We start from the raw sequence: 24,236 nt of genomic DNA on the forward strand, positions 1-24,236 counted from the left end.
GCAGCTGTTTCCCGGAGTATCGAAAACAGGGCTATGCCCATTTAGTGCTTTCACTATTCTACCAAATTTTTCTGATTAGAAACATTAAAAAGGCATTCCCCTTGGAGAGAATGCCTTACACATTATTTCCGATATTGGACCTCGCAACGGAATATCCTGCTTCCTTTTTCGGAAAACTTTTCTTCATACTCGGTCATGATGTTTCCTTCAAAATCACTGTTATGCAAATCAAGGCTGACAAATTTCAAAAGCATGCCATATTCTGAAAAGCTCACAAGCGAATATTCAAAAAGCCCCTGATTATCGGTTTTAAAATGAATCTCACCGCCATCAACAAGAATTTGCTCATAAAGTGACAGGAAACTTTTATACGTTAGCCGTCTTTTTGCATGACGGGTTTTTGGCCATGGGTCTGAAAAGTTAAGATAGAGCCTATCGACGTCACCTTTTGCAAAAATTGAAAGCAAATCAGCAGCATTGACATTAAGAAGCTTTACATTCGGCAGCTCTGCCTCAATAATCCGATCCAGAGCTGTTACAATTACGCCCTCGTGAAGCTCAATTCCGAGGTAATTGATGTTTGGGTTCGCATTAGCCATGCCAGTAATAAATCTGCCCTTTCCAGTTCCGACCTCAATATGCAATGGATTGTCATTTCCAAATAACTCATTCCATTTCCCCTTATGTTCTTCCGGCTCCTGAACAACATACTGGGGATACTGCCGGATTTTCTCCCCGGCCCACGGTTTATTACGAAATCTCATAGTCGCACTCCTCATAAAGTGAACCTTCTATCAGTGGGGTTCTGTTCATCCCCACTGATGGCAGGCAGGGACTTCGGTTGCCCTGCCAAGGCTAGGTTTCACGGTCAAAAAAATTCACTCGGTTTAAAAGATATCATGAACAGCCTGTTCATAGCAAGCAGCCTGCCATATTCAGGCTTGAATAAACAAACATGGGAATCCACAACCTAAGTTATGGATTCCCAATTATTCACACCTAAATCGAAAGGATGATTCAAATGCCATTGAACAGCAAGGATCAGGCATCTGTCCTCAAAGATATATTGAACAATCACCAAACCGATTGCTGCGGTTCCGTCGCTGAGTGTGAGCAAGTTGAAAGACTGGTCAAGTCATTAATGGCCCATACAGGAATTAACAAGAATGTAAAAGGGATATTGCAGGACATTTATGAATATGGGCAGCATGGCGCCCAAAGCGCGAATCTCGATGCGCATATCCAGTCCCACCAGGGGCAGCTTTCAAACTGGGTGAATGACATCGACCAAATTTCAGGACAGCTTTAGCTGTTCATCTAAAAATTTGAGCCACTTTTGCCTTTCAGTGTCCTGATCTTCCTTATCCTTGAGCCATTGAACGGTTGAAATTGCCTCGGCACAAACATACCATTTCATCCGAAGTGCCAGGCTGGACGTCAGCTCCATTCCATAGCGGCCAAGCCAGGACTCCCAATCTTCCTTGGGCACATACGAATAAAGAAGCATCCCCAAATCAATTGCCGGGTCGCCAACTGTCGCCCCGTCCCAATCTATCAGGTATAACTGGCTGTCTTCCCCCAGCAGCCAGTTATTATGGTTTACATCACTATGGCAAACCACATGTTCAGAGTATTGGATATTCCCAATTTCCCTTTTTAAAAACAGCAAGCCTTCTTTCACTTCAGGTATGTCGGCAACATCCTGATCAAGGCTGGCCAATAGGTTGTCAAACAATTTCTCCGGAACTACAGGTTTTTTTCCCAGCCTGACTAGCATTGAGAGCAGCGGCTCTGAGCTATGGATTTTCTTGAGCAGCTTAGCGACACGTTCCTGCCCCATTTCTTCGGGCTTTAATTCCCTGCCATTCTTCCATTGCTGGGCCGTTATCACATCACCGTTTTCAAGCCTTTTTGTCCAAACCAGCTTGGGTGCAATCCCCTCGGCGGATAACACGGCCAGAAATGGCGATGAATTGCGCTTCAAAAAAAGCTTTTGCTCTTTATGTTCAGCATAAAAAGCTTTGCCTGTTGCGCCCCCGGCCGGGACTATTTCCCATTCATTCCCTAATATATATTCCAAAACAGGTCACCTACACTATGTCCGTAACGTCTTCGCTGTCCGCGATTGCAGTCCTTATTTGATGGGCAGGGTACGCGAATTGGTTCTTAACGCCGGTGCCCGGGTCTAGTGGAAATCGGAGGTCGATTGAAAAGCATGTGCGTCCCGATATACATCGCAAAGTACTTAGTGGTTTCTTTTAATAATGGGCTAGGTAAGCAAAACAATATGGCTTATCACAGCCAGAAACCTAAGGTAGCATGGGATGTGTGACGCACAGCTAGAACACTCATTCAAAAAGAAGAGTGCGTTTATTTGTTAAAGTAAAAAAGACAGCTACTGTAAGCTTCTTACAATAGCTATCCTATAAATTTTAGCGCCATTCGCCATTTTTCGTCAAGAGCAAAAAGCAGAAAAACACTTTCCAAGCTATTTTTTCACTAAAACCATCAAGCTGACTGGCTCTAAAACAGCGTTTCCCCCTTGTCCAATTGTCCTCAAGGGGGCTATTCCGGCTTGAAGATCATCTGCAAGGACATTCCATTCTCCATCTGGAAGCGGAATATGATGAATAAATACTGTAGGATTCATAATTAGTATGGCATCCATGCCCTTCGCACTAGAATAGCGAAAACCAATTAGCGGATGCTGCAGTCCTAAATCCTTCATGTTTGCATTGATTTCAGCCGCGCTTCTCAGCCTAAAACAGTCCAGCTGCTTCCTGATTTCAACAATCCCTTTAATATAACGGATATTGTCCGAATATCTAACTTTTCGTTCCCAGTCGAGCTGATTCACTTCGTCAGGCTCCTTGTAGCTGTTCCCTATTCCATTCTTTGTCCTGAAAAATTCCTGGCCGCTATGAAGGAATGGTATTCCCTGGGCAAGCAGGACCAGGCTTGTTGCAAACCTGTGGCACTTCATTTTTAACAATTCCCCTGAGCCATCTAGGCAGGCTTCAAGCTTATCCCAAAGTGTATGATTGTCATGGGCCTCAACATAATTTACAGATTGAATTGGCTCTGTAAAAAGGCCTTTCCCGCCGTTGAAATGGCCAATGCTTCCTGCAAGAACCTCCTTGGCTTGGTAAGTATACGTTCCATTGCCAAGAGCATATCCGCGTTCATAAAGATTAAAGGTGCTGCCCTTTATCGAGTCACGGAACTGGTCATTGAATTGTCCAATATTCGCCAATTTATGCTGATTGCGCTGGTTAGCTTTTTCTGAGGCAGGAAGCGGGGTATTCAGGTCCCATCCTTCTCCGATAATGACCATTCCTGGCTTAAGAGTTTCACATAGGGAGCGGATTCCAGTCACGGTTTCAACGTCATGAATTCCCATCAAATCCATCCGGATTCCATCGATATTATATTCTTCGACCCAAAACCTGACAGAGTCATGGATGTATTTCCTGGCCATTAGTCTTTCAGAGGCGATATCATTGCCAACACCCGTTCCGTCAGATGGCTTTCCATCGGAATGGTACCTGAAATAATAACCAGGCACTATTTTCTCAAATGACGATTGTTCGCGGATATAGACATGATTATATACTACATCCATGATGATCCTTAATCCCTCGGAGTGAAAACCTTCAATCATTTGCTTTAATTCTGTTATTCGTTTATAAGGATTTGACGGATCTGTTGAGTAACTGCCTTCCGGAACATTAAAGAGGAGCGGATTGTAGCCCCAATTATATTCCTTCTGTTCCCCTAATTCATTTATCCCCGCAAAGTCATTGAATGGGAGGAATTCGACGTGCGTAATACCCAATTCCTTTAAATAGGACAGGCCGGTCGGCTTTCCGTCCGAACCTGCTGTATCCACTTCGCAAGCACCGATATAAAGACCCTTATGAACGGCACCGCTTTCCGGATGGATTGTAAAATCACGCACATGGGCTTCATAAATGATTGAGTCAACCGGATGGGTGAATGGAGGAAGGGAAACTCTATCAACAATCGTATTTTCAAGCTTGGCGACAACTCCATGTGTTGTATTTGGTGCGGCTGCGACTGCATACGGGTCAACCGCCTCCCTCCATACTTGATCAACTAGAATCATATACGTGTATCGGTATAGTTCCAGGTCCCGGTCCAGTTCAATTGACCATACACCCTTTTCACCCCTTGACATCTTTATAAGCTCAAAATACTTCCCACCCGGGGGGAAAAGCTTAACCTTCACTTGGACAGCAGTTGGCGCCCACACTTTAAAGGTTGTACTTCCATTCTTGCAAGAGGAACCCAAATCATTGCCATCGTAAAAAAACTTCGCATCGAATTCAGCTGTGCGGACAACAGCACCCATTTGCACATCTGTTTTTAACCCGTTACTGCCCCTTACAACATAATCGGTACCAAATTCATATTCTCCATCAAATTTACATGCAAGCCTGAAACCACTTTCTATTTCCTCGGTATTCACTACATCCAAAGGAAGATCAACCACTTCATTGGTTAGGGTGAATATGTCAGAAACTGCTTCACGAAAGGCGATAGGAAGCAAGATGGTTATTTCATTCATTGCGTCCAGATATGCCTCAAAATCACGATTAACTAAAGCCATTTGCCTCACCACCAATTAACTGTTCTCTTAACTTGGACAGGATTTTGAAAGCCCCTGGCAAAACCCTTGCATTCGCAAGTTGGGTCCTGCCGATATATTCTCCATCTGTATGGACATCAACAGGTGAAGAAGAGGAGATTGCAATATTCCTGCCCTTAAAGGTATGTACTTCTTTAAAGTATATATGTTTCCCCCAGAACACACTCATAAACACAAGCAAAAGCTTGGCCCGGGAAAGCCGATGGACCACTGTAATATCAAGAATGCCATCACTTGTGTCGGCTGCTGGTGAAATAATCATCCCTCCGCCATAAAAAGGCTGGTTTGAGACAGTAACAAACCATGTTTGTTCATATATATGCCTATTTCCGTCTATTGTTAATTCAATTGTTTTCAGCTTATAGGAAGTAAGTTCTTTCAAAAGAATATAAACATAAACAAGCCTCCCTAGTGACAAGCGGTTAAACAATGCCTTCATGCGTGACTCATTTGCCTTTCGCGACACAAGCGCATCAAAGCCGACTCCCATATTGTTAATAAACAGCCGATTCCTGCTATCAGGAAATGACACCCTTCCACAATCGAATACTTCTGCATCCTGAGCCGATTTGCCAATTAGGTCGTCAAGCGCAGCACCAGCTTCACGGGGGAGAGAAAAACCACGCGAAAAATCATTCCCTGAACCTCCAGGTATAAAGCTAAAAGTAATCGATGGGTGGGTGCCTATCCCATTCAGTACCTCATGTGCCGTTCCGTCACCGCCAACAGCAATTAGTACGATTGGTTTACCTGCATGATCTTCGGCAATCTTCTTTGCTAGTTCCATAGCATGCCCGGGCCATTTACTATAGTAAACTTTATAATGCACTTGGAGGGATAATAGCCTCTCCTCAAGTTTTCTCCACTTTTTAATGCATTTTCCATTGCCCGCTTTCGGGTTTACGATAAAATAATATTTTCTTATCTCCACTCAGATTTCCCCTATCCATAACCGAAGCATGGTCCCGAGGTTATTTATATTTATATTTATGTTTGTGTAAGAGATTAGATTTCAACGGGTTCGTACTTCGGCGTTTTTTCCATATTTGTTCTGTACAGAACTGCTTCCTCTACTATAAAGTCATAAGATTTTAGGGACCTATCCGCCTTTTGGAATGGGCGCTCTCCTTCCCAATTGCGGGCCAACGTCACATGCGGGGAAAAAGGCCTTGTTTCCAATTGAAAACCTGCCTCTTCACATGCTTTGAAGACACGTTTACGCAATTCTCTTAATTCGCTGCTCTCGGAAACCCCGGCCCATAAAATCCTTGGCTGGTCTTTCCGCCCAAATGTACCAAGCCCGCCTACCGTAAGCTGAAAAGATTCAACATGTTGAATCGCATGTTTGACAAGCTTCTTTGCACGATCCAGCTTGTCTTCCGGAGCATGGCCCAAAAAAGCCAGCGTTATATGCAAATCTTCATGATGTACCCAGCGCTTGAAAGGATAGATATCCTTTAGCCCTGCCATCTCGTCATTCATTGTTTCTTTCAATGCTGAAGGCAATTTGGCTGCAAAAAAATAATGGCTCATTTTTCTACTCCTTTAGATTTATATTAACAAAAAATCAATGGGAAACCGGAAAAAGTTTCCGTTATGCCTATATTCCCAAAACCAAAGGCTGCCCATACCATTCGGGCAGCCTTTTATCATCTAATGTGCAAATTAATTTTTTATCCCGCATTAAGGGTCAGTAAGCCTCTTTCAGAGGCAACTGACCCTTAAAGCCCGATTGGTGAAATACAGTGAAACTTGCCGCTGTGAAGTTCAGCGGCTTAGTTGAACTAATCGGGTTCGTAGTGCCGCTTAGTCGCCGCTCTTTGGCGAATTATCGGCACTAGAACGGGACTAACCATCAGCAAAAAACGCTGATGGAAGTTTCAGTTTATAGCAATCGCCCCGCATTGCCTTTCAATTTCCTGTTCAAACAAAAGCTGGAGCCTTTTTGTGACAGGACCTGGTTCTCCGTTCCCAACCGGATTGCCATCAATTTTTACAATCGGGGTCAATTCAGAAGTAGTACTTCCGAGCAATGCCTCATCAGCGCTTTTCAGTTCTTCAACTGCAAACTCCTTTTCGACAAATGGAATTGCTGCGGCAGCGCATAGCTTTTCAAGAGTCTGTCTTGTAATTCCATTTAGGATGAGATTATTCGCTTTATGAGTGTATATAGACCCATTCTTCACAATAAAAATATTTGAAGAACTCCCCTCTGTGACTGTGCCATTCCTGTGAAGAATTGCCTCATAACAACCAGCATCGGCAGCTTTTTGTTTCGCCAGTATATTTCCGAGAAGATTGAGGCTCTTAATATCACAGCGCAGCCAGCGAATATCGTCATCAACGAGAGCTCCCACCCCGTTTTTGATCGTTTGCAGCGGCCGTTCCATTTTCCTCGTATACGCCACTAGTGTCTGCGCAGTCCCAGCGGGCGGGAATGCGTGGTTGCGTGGCGAAACACCCCTTGTTACTTGAAGGTAGACAATCCCTGTACTTAGCTGATTTTTTTCAATCAGTTCAGTAAAAATGGTTCCAAGTTTACTAACCGTCCAACCTAAATCAATGCCTATTTTCCTCGCACTAGCTTCAAGCCTTTCAAGGTGTTCGCTCGCTGTGAACATTTTTCCGTTATAGACTCTGATAACCTCATAAACTCCATCACCAAACTGATAACCGCGGTCTTCTATATCAATGGACACTTGGTCACGCGAGATAATTTCCCCATTTAAAACTACATATTCCATTTAGTTCCCCTCCTATTATTTACTCTTCCCTGGCAAGCTCCCAGATCGCTTGGGCATAAAGGGCCGCCCCTTTAACAAGATCTTCTATAAACATATATTCATTTTTTTGGTGGGCAACGTCAGGCCTTCCAGGAAACAGGGGCCCAAAGGCGACACCAGATTCAAGAGATCTGGCATACGTGCCGCCGCCAATCGCTATTAATTGGGCTGGCTCTCCGGTCTGCTCCTCATAAACCTTTTTCAAGGTTTGGATGAGAAAATCATTTTCATCTACATGGTGGGGCTTGGAATCGCTGAAGTTCACAATCTCGAAGCCTTCCTTCCCTGCTGTCTCCTGAAGCTTGCTTTTTATTTCCTCCATTTGGGCGGTTACTGGATAACGGAGATTTAAGCCGAGCATTCCTCCGCCTTCGTTTGTGTACGAGAGTTTTCCAACATTGATGGTCAGGTCCCCGGTAATATCATCGCTATAGGAGACCCCAAGGCTTCTTCCACGTGAATCTTTGTAAAAATGACGGGAAATAAAGCTAAAATACCGCCCTGCCCGAGAATCAATATTTAGCGTAGACAGAAATTCCGCCAAATACAGTCCGGCATTTTTCCCATTTTCAGGTTCCATCCCATGAGCAGACACTCCTGTAACTTCCAAAACAACTGTACCCGCATCTACATTGACTTTCCTATCCAATCCATATTGATCCATGAATTCGATAAACCTTTGCATAATTTCCGTATCCGCTTTATGTACATGCAGGGATGCTTCGGCGAAGTCAGGAACCATGTTATAGCGGAGGCCAGACTTGAATGCCAGCACCTCAACCTGAGGAGTTTCATCCGACTCATCTCCAGAAAGAGATTGCACGAGGTCAAAATCCGAAATCCCCTTTTCCGCGTATATAATTGGAAAATCAGCATCTGGTGCAAAGCCCAGACCTGGCATCTCTTCAGTCTCAAAATATCTCGAAACACAGCGCCAATCGCTTTCCTCATCGGTGCCCAGAATCATCCGGACTCGTTTTTTCAAAGGAAGTCCAAGTTCCTTTACAATTTTCATTGCATAATAAGCAGCCATTGTCGGCCCCTTATCATCCAGTACACCACGCGCATAAAGTTTCCCGTCGCGGATTTCGGCGTCAAATGGTCCGCTTGTCCATCCATCTCCTTCAGGCACAACATCGAGGTGGCAAAGGATGCCGACTAGCTCTTTTCCTTCACCGAGTTCGATATGCCCCGCCAGGTTATCTGTATTTTTTGTTATAAACCCGTCTTTTTCTCCGAGGTCAAGCATGAAATCAAGAGCTTCCTTAATCCCCTGTCCCAGAGGTGCGTCCTCTGTCGGATTTGATTCATCAAGGACACTTTTAATCTGCAAAAGCTTCTGCGTATCCTGAATGAATGCCTCTTTTCTTTTGCTGATTTCATCGAGCCAATTTATTTGTTCCACAAAAAATCCTCCCACTAAAAATATATGGGCAGTGCCTCCCCATATTCTACGACTATCGATATGAAAATAATCTTACCAGTCTTTACAGAAAAAACGAAGTGAAAACGGGACAAAGAAAAGAAAAATCAGCTTATTTGCGAAATTTTCATTAAACTCTCATATTCTGCATTATTAAGTGCATATTGTATGTAAAAAGGGTAAAAGAAAGGTAAACACGAATGTTTTGTGCAAAAATAGTATAAATATATTGTAAATTTCATATTTAAGGTGGAAATCTTCAGAATTAAGGGATACAATAAGGACAAATGATTAACACTAAGCAATGGAAGGGAGTGGCTGTTTGGAGAGATTCCTAATCTGAATCTTAACCAGTCGGCCGTCAGCAGGAATATGCCCAGGGTTTGAAAAATGGATAGGGAGTGGTTTTTTGAAACCTTCGACTAACCGGATGTTAAACCGCATCAAGTGCATCTACATGTTCATCTCCAAGAATGGGACTGTTTCGACCCAGGATCTTGTAGACGAATTTGGCATCACTCCTCGCACCATTCAACGTGATTTAAATGTCCTTGCCTACAATGATCTCGTCAAAAGCACGAGCAGGGGCAAATGGACAACCACCGAGAAGAAAGTAAAAATGTCCTCTTAACACAGTACCAATACTCTTCAAAAACTTAAGCGTAGTTTGAACGCTCCTCAGATGAAAACCGCCTATTTGGCGGTTTTCTTTTTGTATAATTGAAATAAAAATGGCCGGGGATTTCCCCGGCCATATCTTGTCATTCAGGCTGATAGTTCATCAAGCTGTCGAGTTCCTCATCTGTCAGTTCCCTATATTCGCCAAGTTCAAGTGTTTCATCAAGCTCAAGCGGTCCCATCGAAATGCGTTTCAAATAGACAACGCGCTTGCCGACAGATTGGAACATCCTTTTAACCTGATGGAACTTCCCTTCTGTAATGGTCAGCTCGATATCAGACATTAACCCCGATTTTAGGATCTTCAAATCGCCAGGCTTTGTATGGTAGCCATCATCAAGCGTGACTCCGATGGAGAAAGCCTCGACATCTGCTTCGGTTACTTCTCCTTCAATGACTGCAAAGTATGTTTTCGGTACATGCTTTTTTGGTGAAAGGAGGCGATGCGACAATTGTCCATCATTTGTAATCAGCAGCAGCCCTTCGGTATCCTTGTCAAGCCTGCCAACCGGGAACGGCTCATATACTTGATCGTCCATTTCAAGCAAATCAATGACCGTTTCATCTCTGGTATCCTCGGTGGCAGAAATAACGCCTGGAGGCTTATTCATCATCAAGTAAATGAATTCCCTATACTCAATCTGCGCCCCATTTAATGTGACGGTGTCCTTTTCAGGATCAATGTGCTGCTTCGGATCCTTGGCTGCTGTACCGTTCACTTTCACGGCACCGCTTTTAAGGAGCTGCTTCACTTCTTTTCTGCTGCCGTATCCGAGATTGGCCAGCATTTTATCTATTCTCAAAGGAAATCACTCCTTACAAATGTAATCTTTTGTGCTTTTTTAGACTCGTATTCTCAGTTTACCCAGCAGCCGGTCCACCTTGTCTCCAAACAGGAAGTAAATCAGGCGGGTTTTAATGGAAAGATAAAAATAGACTGCCCCTCCAATAAGTGCTGTTGCAGCAATGATAATAAGGGCTTGCCATTCGATCTCCGGAGAAAGGAAACTCGACATGATTCCGTATGTGATAGCTGCGGCCGTAAGCATGAGCGCCCCAAAAATCACAATTAATAAACTGCGGCGGAAAACGAGCCTGAAGCGATAACCGGAGAATTTTTTAATCACAATCAGATTGATCAGGATTGCTGCTCCATAGCCCAGGGCTGTCGCAGCAATCGCACCATCCGTTTCAAACATTTTTATGAATGGGATATTAAAAGTTAGTTTTACTAAAAGCCCTGTAAGCAAGCTTAAGATCGTCCATTTCTGTTGATTGATTCCCTGCAAAATAGCTGCTGTTACAGAAAACAACGCAAAGAAAAGGGCAACCGGAGCATACATTTTAAGCACTTCAGTGCCAAGCTCCATATGGCCATAAAATACGGTATAAAACGGCTCAGCGAGCAAGGACAATCCAGCCGCCGCCGGCAGGGTAAGGAATAGTAGCACCTGAAATGTCTGGTTCAACTGAAAGTTAAGGCTTTTCCGATCGCCTTCAACAAACGCCTTTGTCACACTTGGCACCAGTGTTAACGAAAATGCCGTTGCAAGGGAAACTGGAATAATAACAAGCTTGTGCGATTGAAAATTGAGGATGGAGAAGGCTGCACCTGCTTCTTTATTATCAAATCCAATTGCCATCATCGCGTCTTTAAAGGTCATTTGGTCGATAAATTGAAAAAGCGGATTCGCGATGCCAACAAGGACAAAGGGCGTAGCATAAACCAATATTTCTTTATACATTTCCTTAAGCGAGATATCTGCCGTCCCTTTATCCTTTTCAAGGAGCGCATCAAGGCCAGGCTTTCTCTTAATCCAGTACCAGCCAAGAACGGCAAGGCCGCCAATTGCCCCTACAAAAGCCGCAAACGTTGCTGCTTTAACCGCGTCCACTACGCTACCATCAAGTACCTTAAGAATAATATAGGCTCCTGCCAGCACAAATGTAATTCTGACAATTTGTTCTACAACCTGTGATACTGCGGAAGGCCCCATCGATTGGTGGCCCTGGAAGAATCCCCGAATCATACTCATAAAAGGTACGACAATCAGCGCAAATGACACTGCCCTTATGACCGCAACAGCATCCTCTTCACCCCTCGCAAGAATAGGCGCAGACAAATATAAAACGAGGAAAGACAAAATACCTGTTATCAACATAACGACCAGGCTTGATTTAAACAGCTTTCTGCCTACCGCATATTCCTCGAGTGCATTATATTTTGCTATAAATTTCGAAACAGCCAGCGGAATCCCGGCTGTCGCTATACTTATAAAAATCGTATAAGGAATATACGACATTTGGTAAAGCTCTGTTCCCTCTATTCCCACAATACGTGTGAAGGGGATAACATAAAACAATCCAAGCGCTTTTGATATAATCGTCCCTAAAGTCAGGATAAACGTTCCTCTAATAAGCTTTGATGACATAAAATCCCTTCTTACTCTTAAAAATCCGCAAGTGCCGAATGCAATGTTTTTGAACCGGCACGCTAATTAGTAGTGTACCTTTCTTTTCCCCAATGTGCCACTGCCATTCCTTATATTTCGATTAATTTCGCATTTGGCCACATTTTCATGGTAAGGTTGGTAGGTTATAATAATTAAAAATCAGTCGATACTGAATCTGGATATTTAACAAAGTTGGTGTGAATGATGAAATACGATGTAATTGTAATTGGCGGCGGACCCTCCGGCCTGATGGCAGCTGCTGCGGCAGGAGCCAAAGGTGCGAAAGTGCTCCTGATTGATAAAGGAAACAAGCTTGGCAGAAAACTTGCCATTTCCGGCGGCGGGCGCTGTAATGTAACGAACAGGCTGCCTGTTGATGAAATCATTAAGCATATCCCAGGCAACGGACGATTTTTATATAGCGGTTTTTCGATATTCAGCAATGAGGATATTATTGCTTTTTTTGAAGGATTAGGCATCCAGTTAAAAGAGGAAGACCACGGTAGGATGTTCCCGGTTACGGATAAAGCGCAATCAGTCGTTGATGCACTTTTGCGCAAGCTTGAAGAATATAAGGTGAAAATTTATACAAACTCACCTGTAAAGGACTTGCTTATTGAAAATGATCGGGCAGCTGGCGTATTGCTGGACAATGGAACCGAAATAACCGCTGGTGCAGTCATTATTGCTGTCGGCGGAAAGTCTGTCCCGCATACTGGCTCAACCGGTGACGGATATGCATGGGCCGAAAAAGCAGGGCACACAATAACAGAGCTTTTCCCGACAGAAGTGCCTGTGACATCCTCTGAGGATTTTATTAAGAAAAAGGAACTTCAGGGCCTTGCACTCAGGGGAGCAGCGGTCAGCGTACTGAATCCAAAAGGAAAGCCGCTCATCACTCACCGGATGGACATGCTGTTTACCCATTTCGGAGTCAGCGGTCCTGCCGTTCTCCGCTCCAGCCAGTTTGTCGTTAAAGCGATGAAAAAGTGGAATCTCAAGGAAGTTCAAATGGCAATTGATGCACTTCCTGATAAAAATGCAGAAGAATTATTCCAGGAAACGGTCGCATCCATAAAAGCAGAACCGAAAAAAAGCGTCAAGAACCTGTTAAAGGGTCTCCTTCCGGAAAGATATCTCTTATTCCTGCTCGAACGCAGCGGGATTGATCCATCTGCCCAGGCGGGTGAAGTTTCCCATGATAAAATCCGGAGCTTTTGCACGTTATGCAAGCAGTTCACTTTTCATGTTAATGGGACACTCTCTTTAGAGAAGGCGTTTGTAACAGGCGGTGGGGTCTCCGTTAAGGAGATAGAACCAAAGACAATGGCTTCGAAAATGAAGGAAGGCCTCTATTTTTGCGGGGAAATCCTCGATATTCATGGCTATACCGGCGGCTACAACATTACGGCTGCCTTTGTTACCGGCAGGCTCGCTGGAAACAGTGCCGCCGAATATGTCCGATCCTCTCGCTAAAAACATAAAAGCTGTCCCAGTATTTTGGGACAGCCTCTTTTATTCGTGTCGATTTTTACGCCCTGTAAATGACCATCGCTGAAAAGCAATAAATCTGGTCATCTTCATCCTCGTGAATCGCGGCCACATTATATTTAATATCGTATAGTCTCTTTTCATCCAATTCCTTCAGGAAAAGGTTCATTTCCTTTTCTAAATCCGCTTCATGCTCCCTATCGAAAAGCTTAACTTGAATCATCCTCTTCCCCTCCTTTAAATTGTTAATCATTTTTCCCAAAATTCAAACAGTTTATAACTATGCAGGATAAGTTCTTATTTTTTGCTGCAAAATAAGAACAAGGAGGCGAGAATATGAGCAGGCGCAATAAGATTTTAGTTCCTGAAGCAAGACATGGGCTTGATGAATTAAAGGCAAAAGTAGTCGGTGCCAAACGCCCTGAAGATGCAAAGTTTGAGGCAGCCAAGGAAGTTGGGGTGCAGCTGCAGCCTGGCTACAATGGCCAAATCGCTGCCCATGACGCGGGCAAAGTTGGCGGAAGGCTTGGCGGCAGCATGGTCAAGGAAATGGTGCGGATGGCAATGGAGAATATGAAAAAGCAGTAATGTTCATGAGTTAGAGTGGGAGTGGACAGCCGCTTCCACCGAAATAAATTTATATACTAAGACCCAATTAACTAAACAGCTTAGGACACAAAAAGAGTGCCTTCCATTTTAGACGGAAAGCACTCTAAATACTTTAAAAATTAACTTCGACATCACCTTCCCAGGCCAGCATGCCGCCTTCCATATTGACCACTTTAAACCCCTGGTCATGCAGGTAGTGGCATACATTAAAGCTTCTGCCCCCAGAACGGCACACGAATATATACTCCTTGTCTTTATCAAGTTCATCCATTCGTGCAGGAATTTCGCCCATTTTAATATGCTTGGCCCCTGGAATCATTCCGTAAGCAACTTCCTCATCTTCCCTTACATCTATAATGTCGAGCTTTTCCCCTGCTTCAACCTTCTTTTGCAATTCTTCAGTTGAGATTGTTTTCATCTCTTCCATTTAACATACACCCCTTTTTCGGAAAAACATCCCCCGGTTTCCCGGAGGATGCTATTCTAATTTTTCCACATTCCCGGTTTTTTTACCAGGATCTACTCAATTTAATTGGCTACAATATTGACAAGCTTACCAGGAACCGCGATTACTTTGCGAACGGTCTTACCTTCAAGCTCTCCGCTGATTTCGTTCATTGCAAGCTCCTGCATGGCTTCCTTCGTTGCATCGGCAGGAACCATAACCTTTTTCTTAACCTTGCCGTTGATTTGAACAACGATTTCGACTTCGTTTTCAACTAGCTTGGATTCGTCAAATGTTGGCCATGGCTCGTAGGAAATGGTATCCGTATGGCCAAGCTTTTCCCAAAGTTCTTCCGCAACATGCGGTGCAACAGGAGAAAGAAGTTTTACGAATCCTTCGACAAGCGGCTTAGGAAGAACGTCAGTCTTATACGCTTCATTAATGAATACCATCAGCTGGGAAATCCCAGTGTTGAAGCGGAGCCCTTCGTAATCCTCGGTAACTTTTTTGACAGTTTGGTGGTAAACACGCTCAAGATTGTCAGCCGAAGCACCTTCCTGGATTTTCGAGCTTAAAGACCCATCGTTCTCAATGAATAAGCGCCATACCCGGTCAAGGAATCTGCGGGCACCGTCAAGGCCATTTGTAGACCATGCAACCGAAGCATCAAGCGGCCCCATGAACATTTCGTAAAGACGCAACGTATCTGCACCGTGTGATTCTACAATATGGTCAGGGTTTACGACATTGCCTTTCGACTTACTCATCTTCTCATTGTTTTCGCCAAGAATCATACCCTGGTTAAACAGTTTCTGGAACGGCTCCTTCGTCGGGACAACACCGATGTCGTACAGGAATTTATGCCAGAAACGCGCATAAAGCAAATGAAGTACCGCATGCTCGGCCCCGCCAATATAAATATCGACCGGCAGCCATTCTTTTAATTTTTCAGGATCGGCAAGCTGCTTATCATTCTTTGGATCAATGTAGCGCAGGAAGTACCAGCAGCTGCCGCCCCATTGCGGCATTGTATTCGTTTCGCGGCGGCCCTTCTTGCCTGTTTCAGGATCGACTACATTTACCCACTCTTCAATGTTCGCCAATGGTGATTCGCCAGTACCCGAAGGCTTAATATCTGTCGTTTTCGGCAAAACAAGCGGAAGCTGGTCTTCAGGAACAGCCGTGCTTGTGCCATCTTCCCAATGGATAATTGGAATCGGCTCGCCCCAATAACGCTGGCGGCTGAACAGCCAGTCGCGGAGACGATATGTTATCTTTTTCGTTCCGACTCCCTTTTCCTCAAGCCAGGCAATCATGTCACGAATGGCATCCTGTTTATTCAAGCCGTTCAGGAAGCCCGAGTTGACATGCTCGCCATCACCTGTATACGCTTCTTTTTCAATATCTCCGCCAGCAACAACTTCGACAATCGGAAGCCCGAACTGCTTGGCAAATTCATAGTCACGCTCATCGTGGGCAGGTACCGCCATGATCGCTCCTGTACCATAGCTGGCAAGGACATAATCTGCAATCCAGATAGGCATTTCTTCGTTATTAACAGGGTTGATTGCATATGCGCCAGTGAAGACACCGGTCTTTTCTTTCGCAAGGTCGGTACGCTCAAGGTCGCTTTTTGCCTTTACTTTATTGAGGTACGCTTCTACTGCCTCTTTTTGCTCAGCTGTCGTTATTTTTTCAACTAACGAATGTTCTGGAGCGAGGACTGCATATGTTGCACCGAAAAGCGTATCCGGACGGGTTGTAAATACCTTGAATGTACCATCGTGGCCCTTGATGTTGAATGTAACTTCGGCTCCCTCGGAACGCCCGATCCAGTTGCGCTGCATATCTTTCAGGCTTTCAGGCCAATCAAGCTCTTCAAGGTCCTCAAGCAACCGGTCAGCATATTCAGTAATCCTTAGTACCCACTGCCTCATTGGGCGGCGCTCAACAGGATGTCCTCCACGCTCACTTTTCCCATCGATAACTTCCTCATTGGCAAGGACTGTTCCAAGCGCCGGGCACCAGTTGACCGGAACCTCATCCACATAGGCAAGCCCTTTTTCATAAAGCTTCAAGAAAATCCATTGGGTCCACTTATAGTAATCCGGATCAGTGGTACTGAACTCACGGTCCCAATCGTAAGAGAAGCCGAGTGATTTGATTTGGCGGCGGAAAGTATCAATATTCTTCTTCGTGAATTCTGCCGGATCATTGCCGGTATCCAAAGCATACTGTTCAGCCGGAAGCCCGAATGCATCCCAGCCCATTGGATGAAGCACGTTATAGCCCTGCATCCGTTTCATACGTGACAGGATATCTGTAGCTGTATAGCCCTCCGGGTGCCCTACGTGAAGTCCGGCGCCGGATGGATATGGGAACATATCAAGCGCGTAAAACTTTGGCTTGCCTTTATCCTCGGTTGTTTTGAACGTTTTCTCTGTTTCCCACTTCGTTTGCCACTTCTTTTCAATTTCCCTGTGGTTGAAGCTCATTGTCTATTCCTCCCTACAATCTATCCTGCAAAGACCAGGCTGGGCCTGGCAAAATATGCAGCCAATTTCTTTTAAAAAAAAGCAAAAAACCCCTCATCCCATAAACAGGGACGAGAGGATATGTATCTTCCCGCGGTACCACCCAAATTAGTGTAAAACACTCGCTTCATTCATCCTTAACGCGGAAAACGGCAGGCATTACTACTAGCTGTTCATACCTGCGGCTCAAAGGCGAGTTCATGAATGTCCCGGCCGGCTTGCACCAACCGCCAGCTCTCTAAATGGCGGGACGCCTTCACTACTGCTCCTTCTCATTGCCATGTTTAGTATATGGGATTGAGATAGTGATATTTTATATAATATTTCGCTTGGATGCAAGCAAACTGCAGAAAAATGGGTTCTGGCGGCGTTTCAACACATAAGTTTCAGAGATGAAACATCATTTTTATATGTGCGACCTGCTCAAGGACATTTTGCATATTTCTGTCACGGGGTTTTGTCTTAGATACCCTTGCTCAAGTACATTCCAATATTCCGGGACTTCTTTTCGGTTTTATCCGGGAGTTTTGCAGATTTATCCGAGATATTTACAGTTATTACCGATTTTGTCACAATTCATTCGCCGTCTAACTGATTTTTCAACAGTAAAAACCCTGCCTAATCCGGCAGGGCTGTATATCGCTTTAAGAGACATTCACAGATTGTTTCTGTCCTCGGATTCCTCTATCGTAAATAAGCGTTGTGCCAATAGAGATAATGAATAACAAGATCAGGATTGTGAAAAGCATCGACATGCCATACAGGTCAACAAGTATTCCCCCAAGCAGCGGGCCAATCATCCTGCCGCCAGTTGCTGTACTGTTGACAATCCCCTGATAAAAGCCCTCGCGCCCTTTTGGGGAAAGTTCACTGGCAATTGCCGGTACTGCCGGCCATATCAGCATTTCACCAGCTGTTAAAATAATCATTCCTGCCATGAAGCCAGAGAAGCCGTTTGAATACGCGGCTACAATAAATGCAATACTAAAAATCACCATTCCAAGTATTATCTGGGCTTTAAGGGAACGGCCGAACCACTTGAGGAACGCACTCAGGAATGGCTGGCCAAGGACAATCAACGCACCGTTTACAGTCCATAACAAGCTGTATTGGGTAAGGGACACATTGATCTCCTGTGTATAGGAAGCAATCGTTGTCTGCCACTGGACATATCCCACCCAGCAAAGCAAATAGCCAATACATAAAATCAATAAGGCATGAAGGCCTTTGTTTCCTTTAAATCTTGGAGTATTTTCCTGCAAGACGGAAGACTGGGCTGTGCTGTCCACTTTGATTCCCTTGTAGCCAAAAAAGGCAATCCCGAAAAACAGAACATACATGATGAGGTTTGCAAAGAAAATCAGCTCGAATGAATAACCTGCTACAATTCCGCCAAGAGCGGACCCAACCGCAACACCAAGGTTTTGTGCCACATAAATCGCATTAAACGCCCTTCTGCCCCCATCAGGCCAAACCGAACCAGACATCGCGTACATAGCCGGAAAAATAACGCCCGAGCCAAATCCAGCCAGAGTCAGAAAGATGACATATTGCGGCCACTCATGCCAGAGTGTAAGGCCGAGAAGTGCAGCCAAGGCAATACCGATACCCAGTAATATAGATTTATAGCCTCCAAGCCGATCAAATAGGCTTCCCCCTACAAGGTTGCCGGCGACGCTTGCTGCTGAATTAAGCATTAGGACGAACCCTGCTGTTGACAAGGATTTTCCAAGATAATCATGAATATATATGGAATTTAACGGCCATAAAAAAGAGGAGCCAATAACATTGACAACCATCCCGATTATTAAGAGCCATAACGAACGCGGCATACATGAAACTCCTTTGCTAGTTGCCCGATAAGGCAATAAATAGTTGGCAAGACTTGCTGAAGCAAGTCGTTTAATAAAATGCACCAAGAGATATTCTATTCCTTTTGCAGGATCGATGCAATGGATTTTTATGCCCGCCGATATTAACAGAACAAACTCTTCGATGACACCACAACTAACTAGGCCGGAATATTCATTGGCATCATTTCAGCACATTATAAGCGGTAAACTGTTACCAATGGCCTCTATTGGAATCATTTCAGCCTCTTAAACAAGGCAAAACGTTGCCAATAGCCATTATTGAAACCATTTCACCCCCAAAAAACCAACCAAACGATTCCAAGAACTTTTATTTCCCCTAATTACTTCCACAAAAAAAAGCACCGCTCCACTAAGGAACAGTGCTTTCAGTTTTCATTCATTACTTCTTAGGTGTTGCCGGAACGACTGGCTGTTGAGCCGGGAATTCCCCATTAATGGCATGGTCTTTCTTTTTCTTGTTGTCTGTTTCGCTTGTTACGGCTTTCTTGGCTTTTTCAATATCTTCTTTCAGTTTGTCGATATTGACGCCTTTCTTGACAAGCTCTTCGGTCGCAATCATGATTGCCTTGTTTGACTCTTCGAGCGAAATCGCCAGTGAATCCATTGAGCCTTGTGGGTTATGGAATCCGGCGGAGCTTTCAGCTGCGACGATATCCCAGAACCATTGCCCCTTACGGACATGCTCTTGAGCGGCTTTAATTTTCTCGGAGCTTACTTTGCTAGTAATCATTTTGTTCACATAGTAGTGGGCAGACAGGGAAACATCCTCGGCAACATGAAGCTGCTCCATATGTGTATCCTGGATTTCCATAACACGGTCTTTCAGCTTGTCAAGGTCACGGTCGCCGTGGCATTGGCCGCAGGACGTATCCATAGTTTTAAGCGGTGAAGTCCACCAGTGGGACGAAATTTTGCGTTTGCCGTCTACACGCTCATATGGCATATGACAGTCGGAGCAAGATACTCCCGCTTTACCGTGGGTTCCTTCCATGAACGTCTCAAAGTCAGGGTGCTGAGCCTTAAGCATTGGCGTTCCAGAAATATTGTGTACCCAGTCTTTTTCAAAGCCGTTTTCCTTTGCAGTTGTTTCATAGAATTCATACATTTCTTCAGGCTTGAAGCCATTGTCCCACGGGAACGTAACTTCGCTGTTGGAAGCAGCAAAATGGTATTCAACGTGGCACTGTGCGCAAACATAGCTTCTCATTTCATTCTTCGTAGCTTTTGAAACATCGATTCCCTGTGCTTCCATCCCTTTTACAAAGCTTGGACGGGTAATGCGAAGGTCCATAGTTTGCGGGTCATGGCAGTCGGAGCAGCCGATTGGAGAGTGGCCCATAGCTTCCCCTTTAGGATAAATTTCAGTTTTGAAATTGCCGCCCCAATAATCATCGCCCATTTCCTCGATCATTTGCGGGACTGCAGTTGATTTACATGTGTAACAGGAGCCAACTGATTTGTCCGTGATACGGGCAACATTTTTAATATCCTCGAGCGCATACACATGGCCGCGGTCTTCGTTGTACTCAGTAGCAAAACCATAGCCGTTGAACAGGATTGGAAGATAAGGCTCTTTATCAGCATCATACTTGGAACGTTTTACTGAGCCGCTGTATTTTGTATCTTCCATTTTTTCATTCTTCAAATAGCTATTGTATTGAAGCGGGAACATGTCCTTGAACGCTTCATTTGAAATTTCATTTTTCGAGAGCCCTGTTGTCTTGGCTTTTGCGCCTGCTGTTTGTTCATTAGACGAACTGCAGCCGGTGATGATCAGTATGACAGCCATAAGCATCAGGTAAGCTCCTAAACGGAACCTTTTCATACTTAAAATCCTCCCTTGTTTTCAAGCAGCTCACCTGATACTGGCGGCTTATTGAATGTCTCATCTGTTTTAAAGTTCTTTCCGTGTGGTACTCCTCTGTGGCAAGTTGTGCAGCTTTCTTTCGCATCATGTTCAATATTCGTCAATGTGCTTTGATGGCAGCTTATACAGTTTTGCTCGACGACAGTTTCCGTATTCTCCGTTGCGTGGAGAACGTCCGGAATTTTCTCTGTGCCCAGAGTATTAAAGTACATATGACCCATACCGGCCTTCCCTTTGAAGACAAGCTTCTTTGCAACATTGTCGTGCGGCAAATGGCAATCGTTGCAGGCTAATTCAGAATGGGTGGAATCCGTAAAGGATCCGTACGCAGAGCCCATAATATGGCAGCTCTGGCAGAAATCTGGCGAGTCCGTATAGGCCATGGCCTTCACTGTCACAACCGACAGGACAATCCCTGCGAACAGCGCGCCAAAAATGAGTATCTTTTTGTCTATCGCCAATAATTTCTTAAACATTCTTTCACCTCCCCAGGTAAATGTTTATCTATTAAAACACTATGTGTTCTAACCAAGTTTGAGTGGAAAATCTCAGGCTCTGCCTGTTCCGTGGGGCCGCTATCATTGTTCGGCCTGTTTTTTCGCGCTTCGTATTTCTTCAAGCGCTGCAAGGATATCTTGATCGGCTTTCGTTTTCTTTTCGATTACTTCAGCTGCAATCCGGTAATAAGAATCTTTCAGACCGTTAAAATCCTCGTCAGAGATTTTATTCATAAGTGCATCCATTTCCAGCTCATTCACCGCTTCATATACGGATTCAATGTCAAGGCTGTCACTGCCGGCGGCGGCTGCTGCATGTTTAACTGTGAAAAAGGGCCAGATAATTAGGTATAGGCAAACAGCGATGATTGCTGTACAAACAAGTATGATAACAAGCATATATACCAAACTCCTCCCTGTTTCTGCATGTTAGAAATGTTTTTTCCGCTCATTTTCAAGTGTTTTTTCAAAGTTTGAAAAATCACTGCCGGCATTATCAGTAGAATCTTCATTGACTTTTTCCAGTATAGCCTTGCGAGCTGTCACTCTCCTGATCGCAACCGATACAACCGCGCCGCCAGCCAGTACACCGATGCCGGGGATTATCCAGGCAATCAGCCCGCTTCCTTTTGTATCGGGAACCTTTAAAGCTTGCGGGCCCAACTCATCTGTATAATGTCTAATGATGTCATCAGGCTGCATTCCTTTGTTCAGCATCTCGAGCACTTCACTGTTGTACACTTTCCTTACCTTGCACGTTGAAAGCTCGTGGTCTGAATGTCCATCCATATGGAGCTGTCCTGTCACCTCCCTAAATTCGGGAGAGTTGGCCGTATAGGCGGCCATTACAGCTGATGGAAAAATGGAAAGGGCCATTACCGCAAAAAGAATCGCTGCTTTCGCCATAAGGTTCTTCTCCATCATGCTGGCCGCCTTTCTGTGATATAGTGAACAATTGATTTGCCTGCTGTCCGTCTTCCACCTGCCAGTGCGAGTAAAATTCCGGCAAGCATGATATACCCGCCTGCCCAAATCCAGCTGATAAACGGGTTAACCCGGGCCAGGATTGTTATTTTATTTTTCGTTTCCCATGAACTAAGGACTACATAAAGATCCTCATTCCAGTGTGACTGCACTGCCACTTCAGTTGCAGGCTCCGCCCAGTTGTCATAGTAGGTTTTCTCTGGATAGACTGTTTCAAGCTTCTTCCCGTCACGCGATACTGCCATTTCTGCGAATAAAATATCGCGGTCACTTTTTTCAACTTCATGAAAGTTGGTAAAAGTAAGTTTATAGCCGCCAATTTTGAAGCTTTCTCCCCTGTTGACCGTTTTGATTACTTCAAGCGGGTAAGCTTGTGAACTGATGACTCCAACCGCAAGAACCGCAATTCCGATATGGACAATATAACCGCCATATCTTCGGCTGTTTTTCTTAAAAAGTTTTATGGTGGCAATGGCTATATTCTCAGAAGTAGCTTTTCTACGAGCTCTGACACCGTTCACTACTTCAGCCACATGGGTTAAAAACATGAACATGCATGCCGATATTCCGATGAGTGCAAAAGTCCCTTTAACCCCATTTATGATCAGGAGTGCTGCGAAAACTGCGGTAGAAACCAACGGCCAGCGAATTTGCTTCAGGAATCGTCCCGGGGCTGCTTTTTGCCATGGAATCGCAGGACAGACGGCCATCAGCAAAATCAATGCCAACAGGATAGGTGACATCACCATATTGAAATAAGGAGCTCCCGTGTTGATTTTAGTTCCGGTGAACGTTTCCGAGATGAGCGGATAGACCGTTCCCCAAAATACGGCGAAAGCTGCCGCCAGCAAAATATAATTATTGAGGAGGAAACTATTTTCCTTTGAGAATGTTGTCGTTACAGGAACACTCCTTGAGTGAATCAGGCTGTATCTGGACACAACCAGATACGCGGCAAACAGAATCATGAACGACAGGAAAATGAAGAAATAGGTGCCAAGGCTGCTGTCTGCAAACGCATGAACGCTTGTCAGGATACCGCTGCGGACGAGAAAAGTACCAAACAGGGTCAATCCGTAGGAAACGATGACAAGAATCAAGTTCCACTTTCTGAGCATATTTTTTCGTTCCTGTATCATAACTGAATGAAGCAAAGCAGTAACGGTCAGCCACGGCATGAAGGAAGCGTTTTCAACAGGATCCCAGGCCCAATACCCTCCCCAGCCAAGCTCTACATATGCCCACCAGGCTCCTAACAAATTTCCAGCTGTCAGGAACATCCAGGCAGTCAGTGTCCATTTCCTAGTAAGCTTTAGCCAGGACGAATCCATATTTTTAAGCATCAGTGAGGCCATGGCATAAGCAAACGGAACGGCCAGCCCTACATAACCAAGATAAAGGGTAACCGGATGGATCACCATTCCAGGGTTTTGAAGCATTGGATTCAACCCGTTGCCATCATCTGGCACAGTTTCTGAAATTTCAAAAGGGTTGGCCAGTGATACGTTTACAATGAAGAAAAACATCAAGTTCATAGCCAGAATCGCAAGCGCATATGGCTTATAAGGGTTATTTTTCGCTTTTGATAAAGCAATTACAGCTGCATAAATTGCCAGCAGCGCCGTCCAAAACAGGAGCGAACCCGCGTTTCCTGCCCAAAAGGCGGTCAGTTTATAGATAAGCGGCAATGCATCATTCGTGTAGGAAGCCACATACGTAAACTCATAATGCCCGGTCACTAGCAGGTAAAGGAGAAGGCCAGACGAGGTTACTGCGGCTACGAATGTACCTGCAATACCGCCTTTGGCACTCTCTAGCCACTGCATGCTTTGCCTCCTGACCCCAACCGCTGTTGCAATGATGGTATAGGCGGAGAGCAGAATTCCGAGCACTAACGATACATTCCCGATGATATACATGCGGCCGCCC

The 24,236-nt window shown here is 44.7% G+C and carries 22 protein-coding genes and 1 other annotated feature; of the genes, 4 read left to right on the top strand and 18 right to left on the bottom strand.

Annotation, left to right across the window (positions count from 1 at the left end):
* Window positions 1-122: 122 nt before the first annotated feature.
* A complete protein-coding gene (gene trmB, locus A8F94_RS06085) occupies window positions 123-764 on the bottom strand; it encodes a tRNA (guanosine(46)-N7)-methyltransferase TrmB (RefSeq protein ID WP_066196973.1) in 642 nt (213 codons plus the stop codon).
* A gap of 257 nt (window positions 765-1,021) precedes the next feature.
* On the opposite strand from trmB, the gene A8F94_RS06090 reads away from it, so the two are divergent.
* Window positions 1,022-1,309, top strand: a complete 288-nt coding sequence (locus tag A8F94_RS06090; RefSeq protein WP_066196975.1) for a YtzH-like family protein — start codon at window positions 1,022-1,024, stop codon at window positions 1,307-1,309.
* Here A8F94_RS06090 and A8F94_RS06095 read toward each other — a convergent pair.
* From A8F94_RS06095 to pepV, 6 genes are all read right to left on the bottom strand, one after another.
* Window positions 1,295-2,080: a phosphotransferase family protein gene (locus A8F94_RS06095; protein ID WP_066196976.1), complete on the bottom strand. Its 786-nt coding sequence runs from the start codon at window positions 2,078-2,080 to the stop codon at window positions 1,295-1,297. The genes A8F94_RS06090 and A8F94_RS06095 overlap by 15 nt on opposite strands.
* Window positions 2,081-2,488: 408 nt before the next feature.
* The gene (gene pulA, locus A8F94_RS06100) at window positions 2,489-4,630 is read right to left on the bottom strand and encodes a type I pullulanase (RefSeq protein WP_066196978.1); all 2,142 of its coding nucleotides are present in this window, start codon (window positions 4,628-4,630) and stop codon (window positions 2,489-2,491) included.
* Complete coding sequence (locus tag A8F94_RS06105; RefSeq protein WP_077247569.1) at window positions 4,617-5,600, bottom strand: diacylglycerol/lipid kinase family protein; 984 nt, start codon at window positions 5,598-5,600, stop codon at window positions 4,617-4,619. Before A8F94_RS06105 ends, pulA begins: the two co-directional genes overlap by 14 nt.
* A 74-nt stretch (window positions 5,601-5,674) precedes the next feature.
* Entirely contained in the window at window positions 5,675-6,202 is a 528-nt protein-coding gene (thpR, locus tag A8F94_RS06110) for an RNA 2',3'-cyclic phosphodiesterase (RefSeq protein ID WP_066196981.1), read from the bottom strand.
* A gap of 347 nt (window positions 6,203-6,549) precedes the next feature.
* Window positions 6,550-7,413 (bottom strand): D-amino-acid transaminase, encoded by an 864-nt coding sequence (dat, locus tag A8F94_RS06115; RefSeq protein ID WP_066196983.1) that lies wholly within the window; start codon window positions 7,411-7,413, stop codon window positions 6,550-6,552.
* A gap of 19 nt (window positions 7,414-7,432) precedes the next feature.
* Entirely contained in the window at window positions 7,433-8,857 is a 1,425-nt protein-coding gene (gene pepV / locus A8F94_RS06120; RefSeq protein ID WP_066196985.1) for a dipeptidase PepV, read from the bottom strand.
* Window positions 8,858-9,284: 427 nt separating this feature from the next.
* Between pepV and A8F94_RS06125 the strand changes: the two genes are divergently transcribed.
* Entirely contained in the window at window positions 9,285-9,506 is a 222-nt protein-coding gene (locus A8F94_RS06125) for a DeoR family transcriptional regulator (protein WP_066196987.1), read from the top strand.
* Window positions 9,507-9,636: 130 nt separating this feature from the next.
* On the opposite strand, the gene A8F94_RS06130 is transcribed toward A8F94_RS06125, so the two are convergent.
* Complete coding sequence (locus tag A8F94_RS06130) at window positions 9,637-10,356, bottom strand: pseudouridine synthase (protein ID WP_066196990.1); 720 nt, start codon at window positions 10,354-10,356, stop codon at window positions 9,637-9,639.
* A gap of 39 nt (window positions 10,357-10,395) precedes the next feature.
* A complete protein-coding gene (locus tag A8F94_RS06135) occupies window positions 10,396-11,985 on the bottom strand; it encodes a putative polysaccharide biosynthesis protein (RefSeq protein ID WP_066196992.1) in 1,590 nt (529 codons plus the stop codon).
* A 225-nt stretch (window positions 11,986-12,210) separates the two neighbouring features.
* Here A8F94_RS06135 and A8F94_RS06140 point away from each other — a divergent pair, with 225 nt between their 5' ends.
* Entirely contained in the window at window positions 12,211-13,482 is a 1,272-nt protein-coding gene (locus A8F94_RS06140) for an NAD(P)/FAD-dependent oxidoreductase (RefSeq protein ID WP_066196993.1), read from the top strand.
* 55 nt (window positions 13,483-13,537) lie between these two features.
* On the opposite strand, the gene A8F94_RS06145 is transcribed toward A8F94_RS06140, so the two are convergent.
* Window positions 13,538-13,720: a sporulation protein Cse60 gene (locus A8F94_RS06145; RefSeq protein ID WP_066196994.1), complete on the bottom strand. Its 183-nt coding sequence runs from the start codon at window positions 13,718-13,720 to the stop codon at window positions 13,538-13,540.
* 113 nt (window positions 13,721-13,833) lie between these two features.
* On the opposite strand from A8F94_RS06145, the gene A8F94_RS06150 reads away from it, so the two are divergent.
* A complete protein-coding gene (locus A8F94_RS06150; protein ID WP_066196996.1) occupies window positions 13,834-14,085 on the top strand; it encodes an alpha/beta-type small acid-soluble spore protein in 252 nt (83 codons plus the stop codon).
* Between the two features lie 133 nt (window positions 14,086-14,218).
* Here A8F94_RS06150 and A8F94_RS06155 read toward each other — a convergent pair whose 3' ends face one another.
* The 8 genes from A8F94_RS06155 to A8F94_RS06190 all read right to left on the bottom strand — a co-directional run bounded on the left by A8F94_RS06155 (window position 14,219) and on the right by A8F94_RS06190 (window position 24,226).
* Window positions 14,219-14,533: a rhodanese-like domain-containing protein gene (locus A8F94_RS06155; RefSeq protein ID WP_066196998.1), complete on the bottom strand. Its 315-nt coding sequence runs from the start codon at window positions 14,531-14,533 to the stop codon at window positions 14,219-14,221.
* Between the two features lie 101 nt (window positions 14,534-14,634).
* The gene (leuS, locus tag A8F94_RS06160; protein WP_066197001.1) at window positions 14,635-17,046 is read right to left on the bottom strand and encodes a leucine--tRNA ligase; all 2,412 of its coding nucleotides are present in this window, start codon (window positions 17,044-17,046) and stop codon (window positions 14,635-14,637) included.
* A gap of 103 nt (window positions 17,047-17,149) precedes the next feature.
* Window positions 17,150-17,370 (bottom strand) — a binding site (T-box leader).
* A gap of 359 nt (window positions 17,371-17,729) precedes the next feature.
* A complete protein-coding gene (locus A8F94_RS06165; protein ID WP_066197003.1) occupies window positions 17,730-18,917 on the bottom strand; it encodes an MDR family MFS transporter in 1,188 nt (395 codons plus the stop codon).
* Between the two features lie 421 nt (window positions 18,918-19,338).
* Window positions 19,339-20,784, bottom strand: a complete 1,446-nt coding sequence (locus A8F94_RS06170) for an ammonia-forming cytochrome c nitrite reductase subunit c552 (protein ID WP_066197006.1) — start codon at window positions 20,782-20,784, stop codon at window positions 19,339-19,341.
* 2 nt (window positions 20,785-20,786) lie between these two features.
* Window positions 20,787-21,302 carry a NapC/NirT family cytochrome c gene (locus tag A8F94_RS06175; protein ID WP_066197009.1) on the bottom strand — a complete coding sequence of 172 codons (516 nt, stop codon included), beginning with the start codon at window positions 21,300-21,302 and terminating at the stop codon, window positions 20,787-20,789.
* 102 nt (window positions 21,303-21,404) lie between these two features.
* Window positions 21,405-21,722, bottom strand: a complete 318-nt coding sequence (locus A8F94_RS06180) for a hypothetical protein (protein ID WP_066197011.1) — start codon at window positions 21,720-21,722, stop codon at window positions 21,405-21,407.
* A gap of 30 nt (window positions 21,723-21,752) precedes the next feature.
* Window positions 21,753-22,244, bottom strand: a complete 492-nt coding sequence (locus tag A8F94_RS06185) for a cytochrome c-type biogenesis protein CcmH (RefSeq protein WP_066197013.1) — start codon at window positions 22,242-22,244, stop codon at window positions 21,753-21,755.
* On the bottom strand, window positions 22,244-24,226 hold the full coding sequence (locus A8F94_RS06190; protein ID WP_066197015.1) for a heme lyase CcmF/NrfE family subunit: 1,983 nt from the start codon (window positions 24,224-24,226) through the stop codon (window positions 22,244-22,246). The genes A8F94_RS06185 and A8F94_RS06190 overlap by 1 nt, the downstream gene beginning before the upstream one ends.
* Between the last annotated feature and the right edge of the window lie 10 nt (window positions 24,227-24,236).

This window comes from Bacillus sp. FJAT-27225 (genome assembly GCF_001685025.1).
Taxonomy (GTDB): Bacteria; Bacillota; Bacilli; order Bacillales; family Cytobacillaceae; genus Bacillus_D.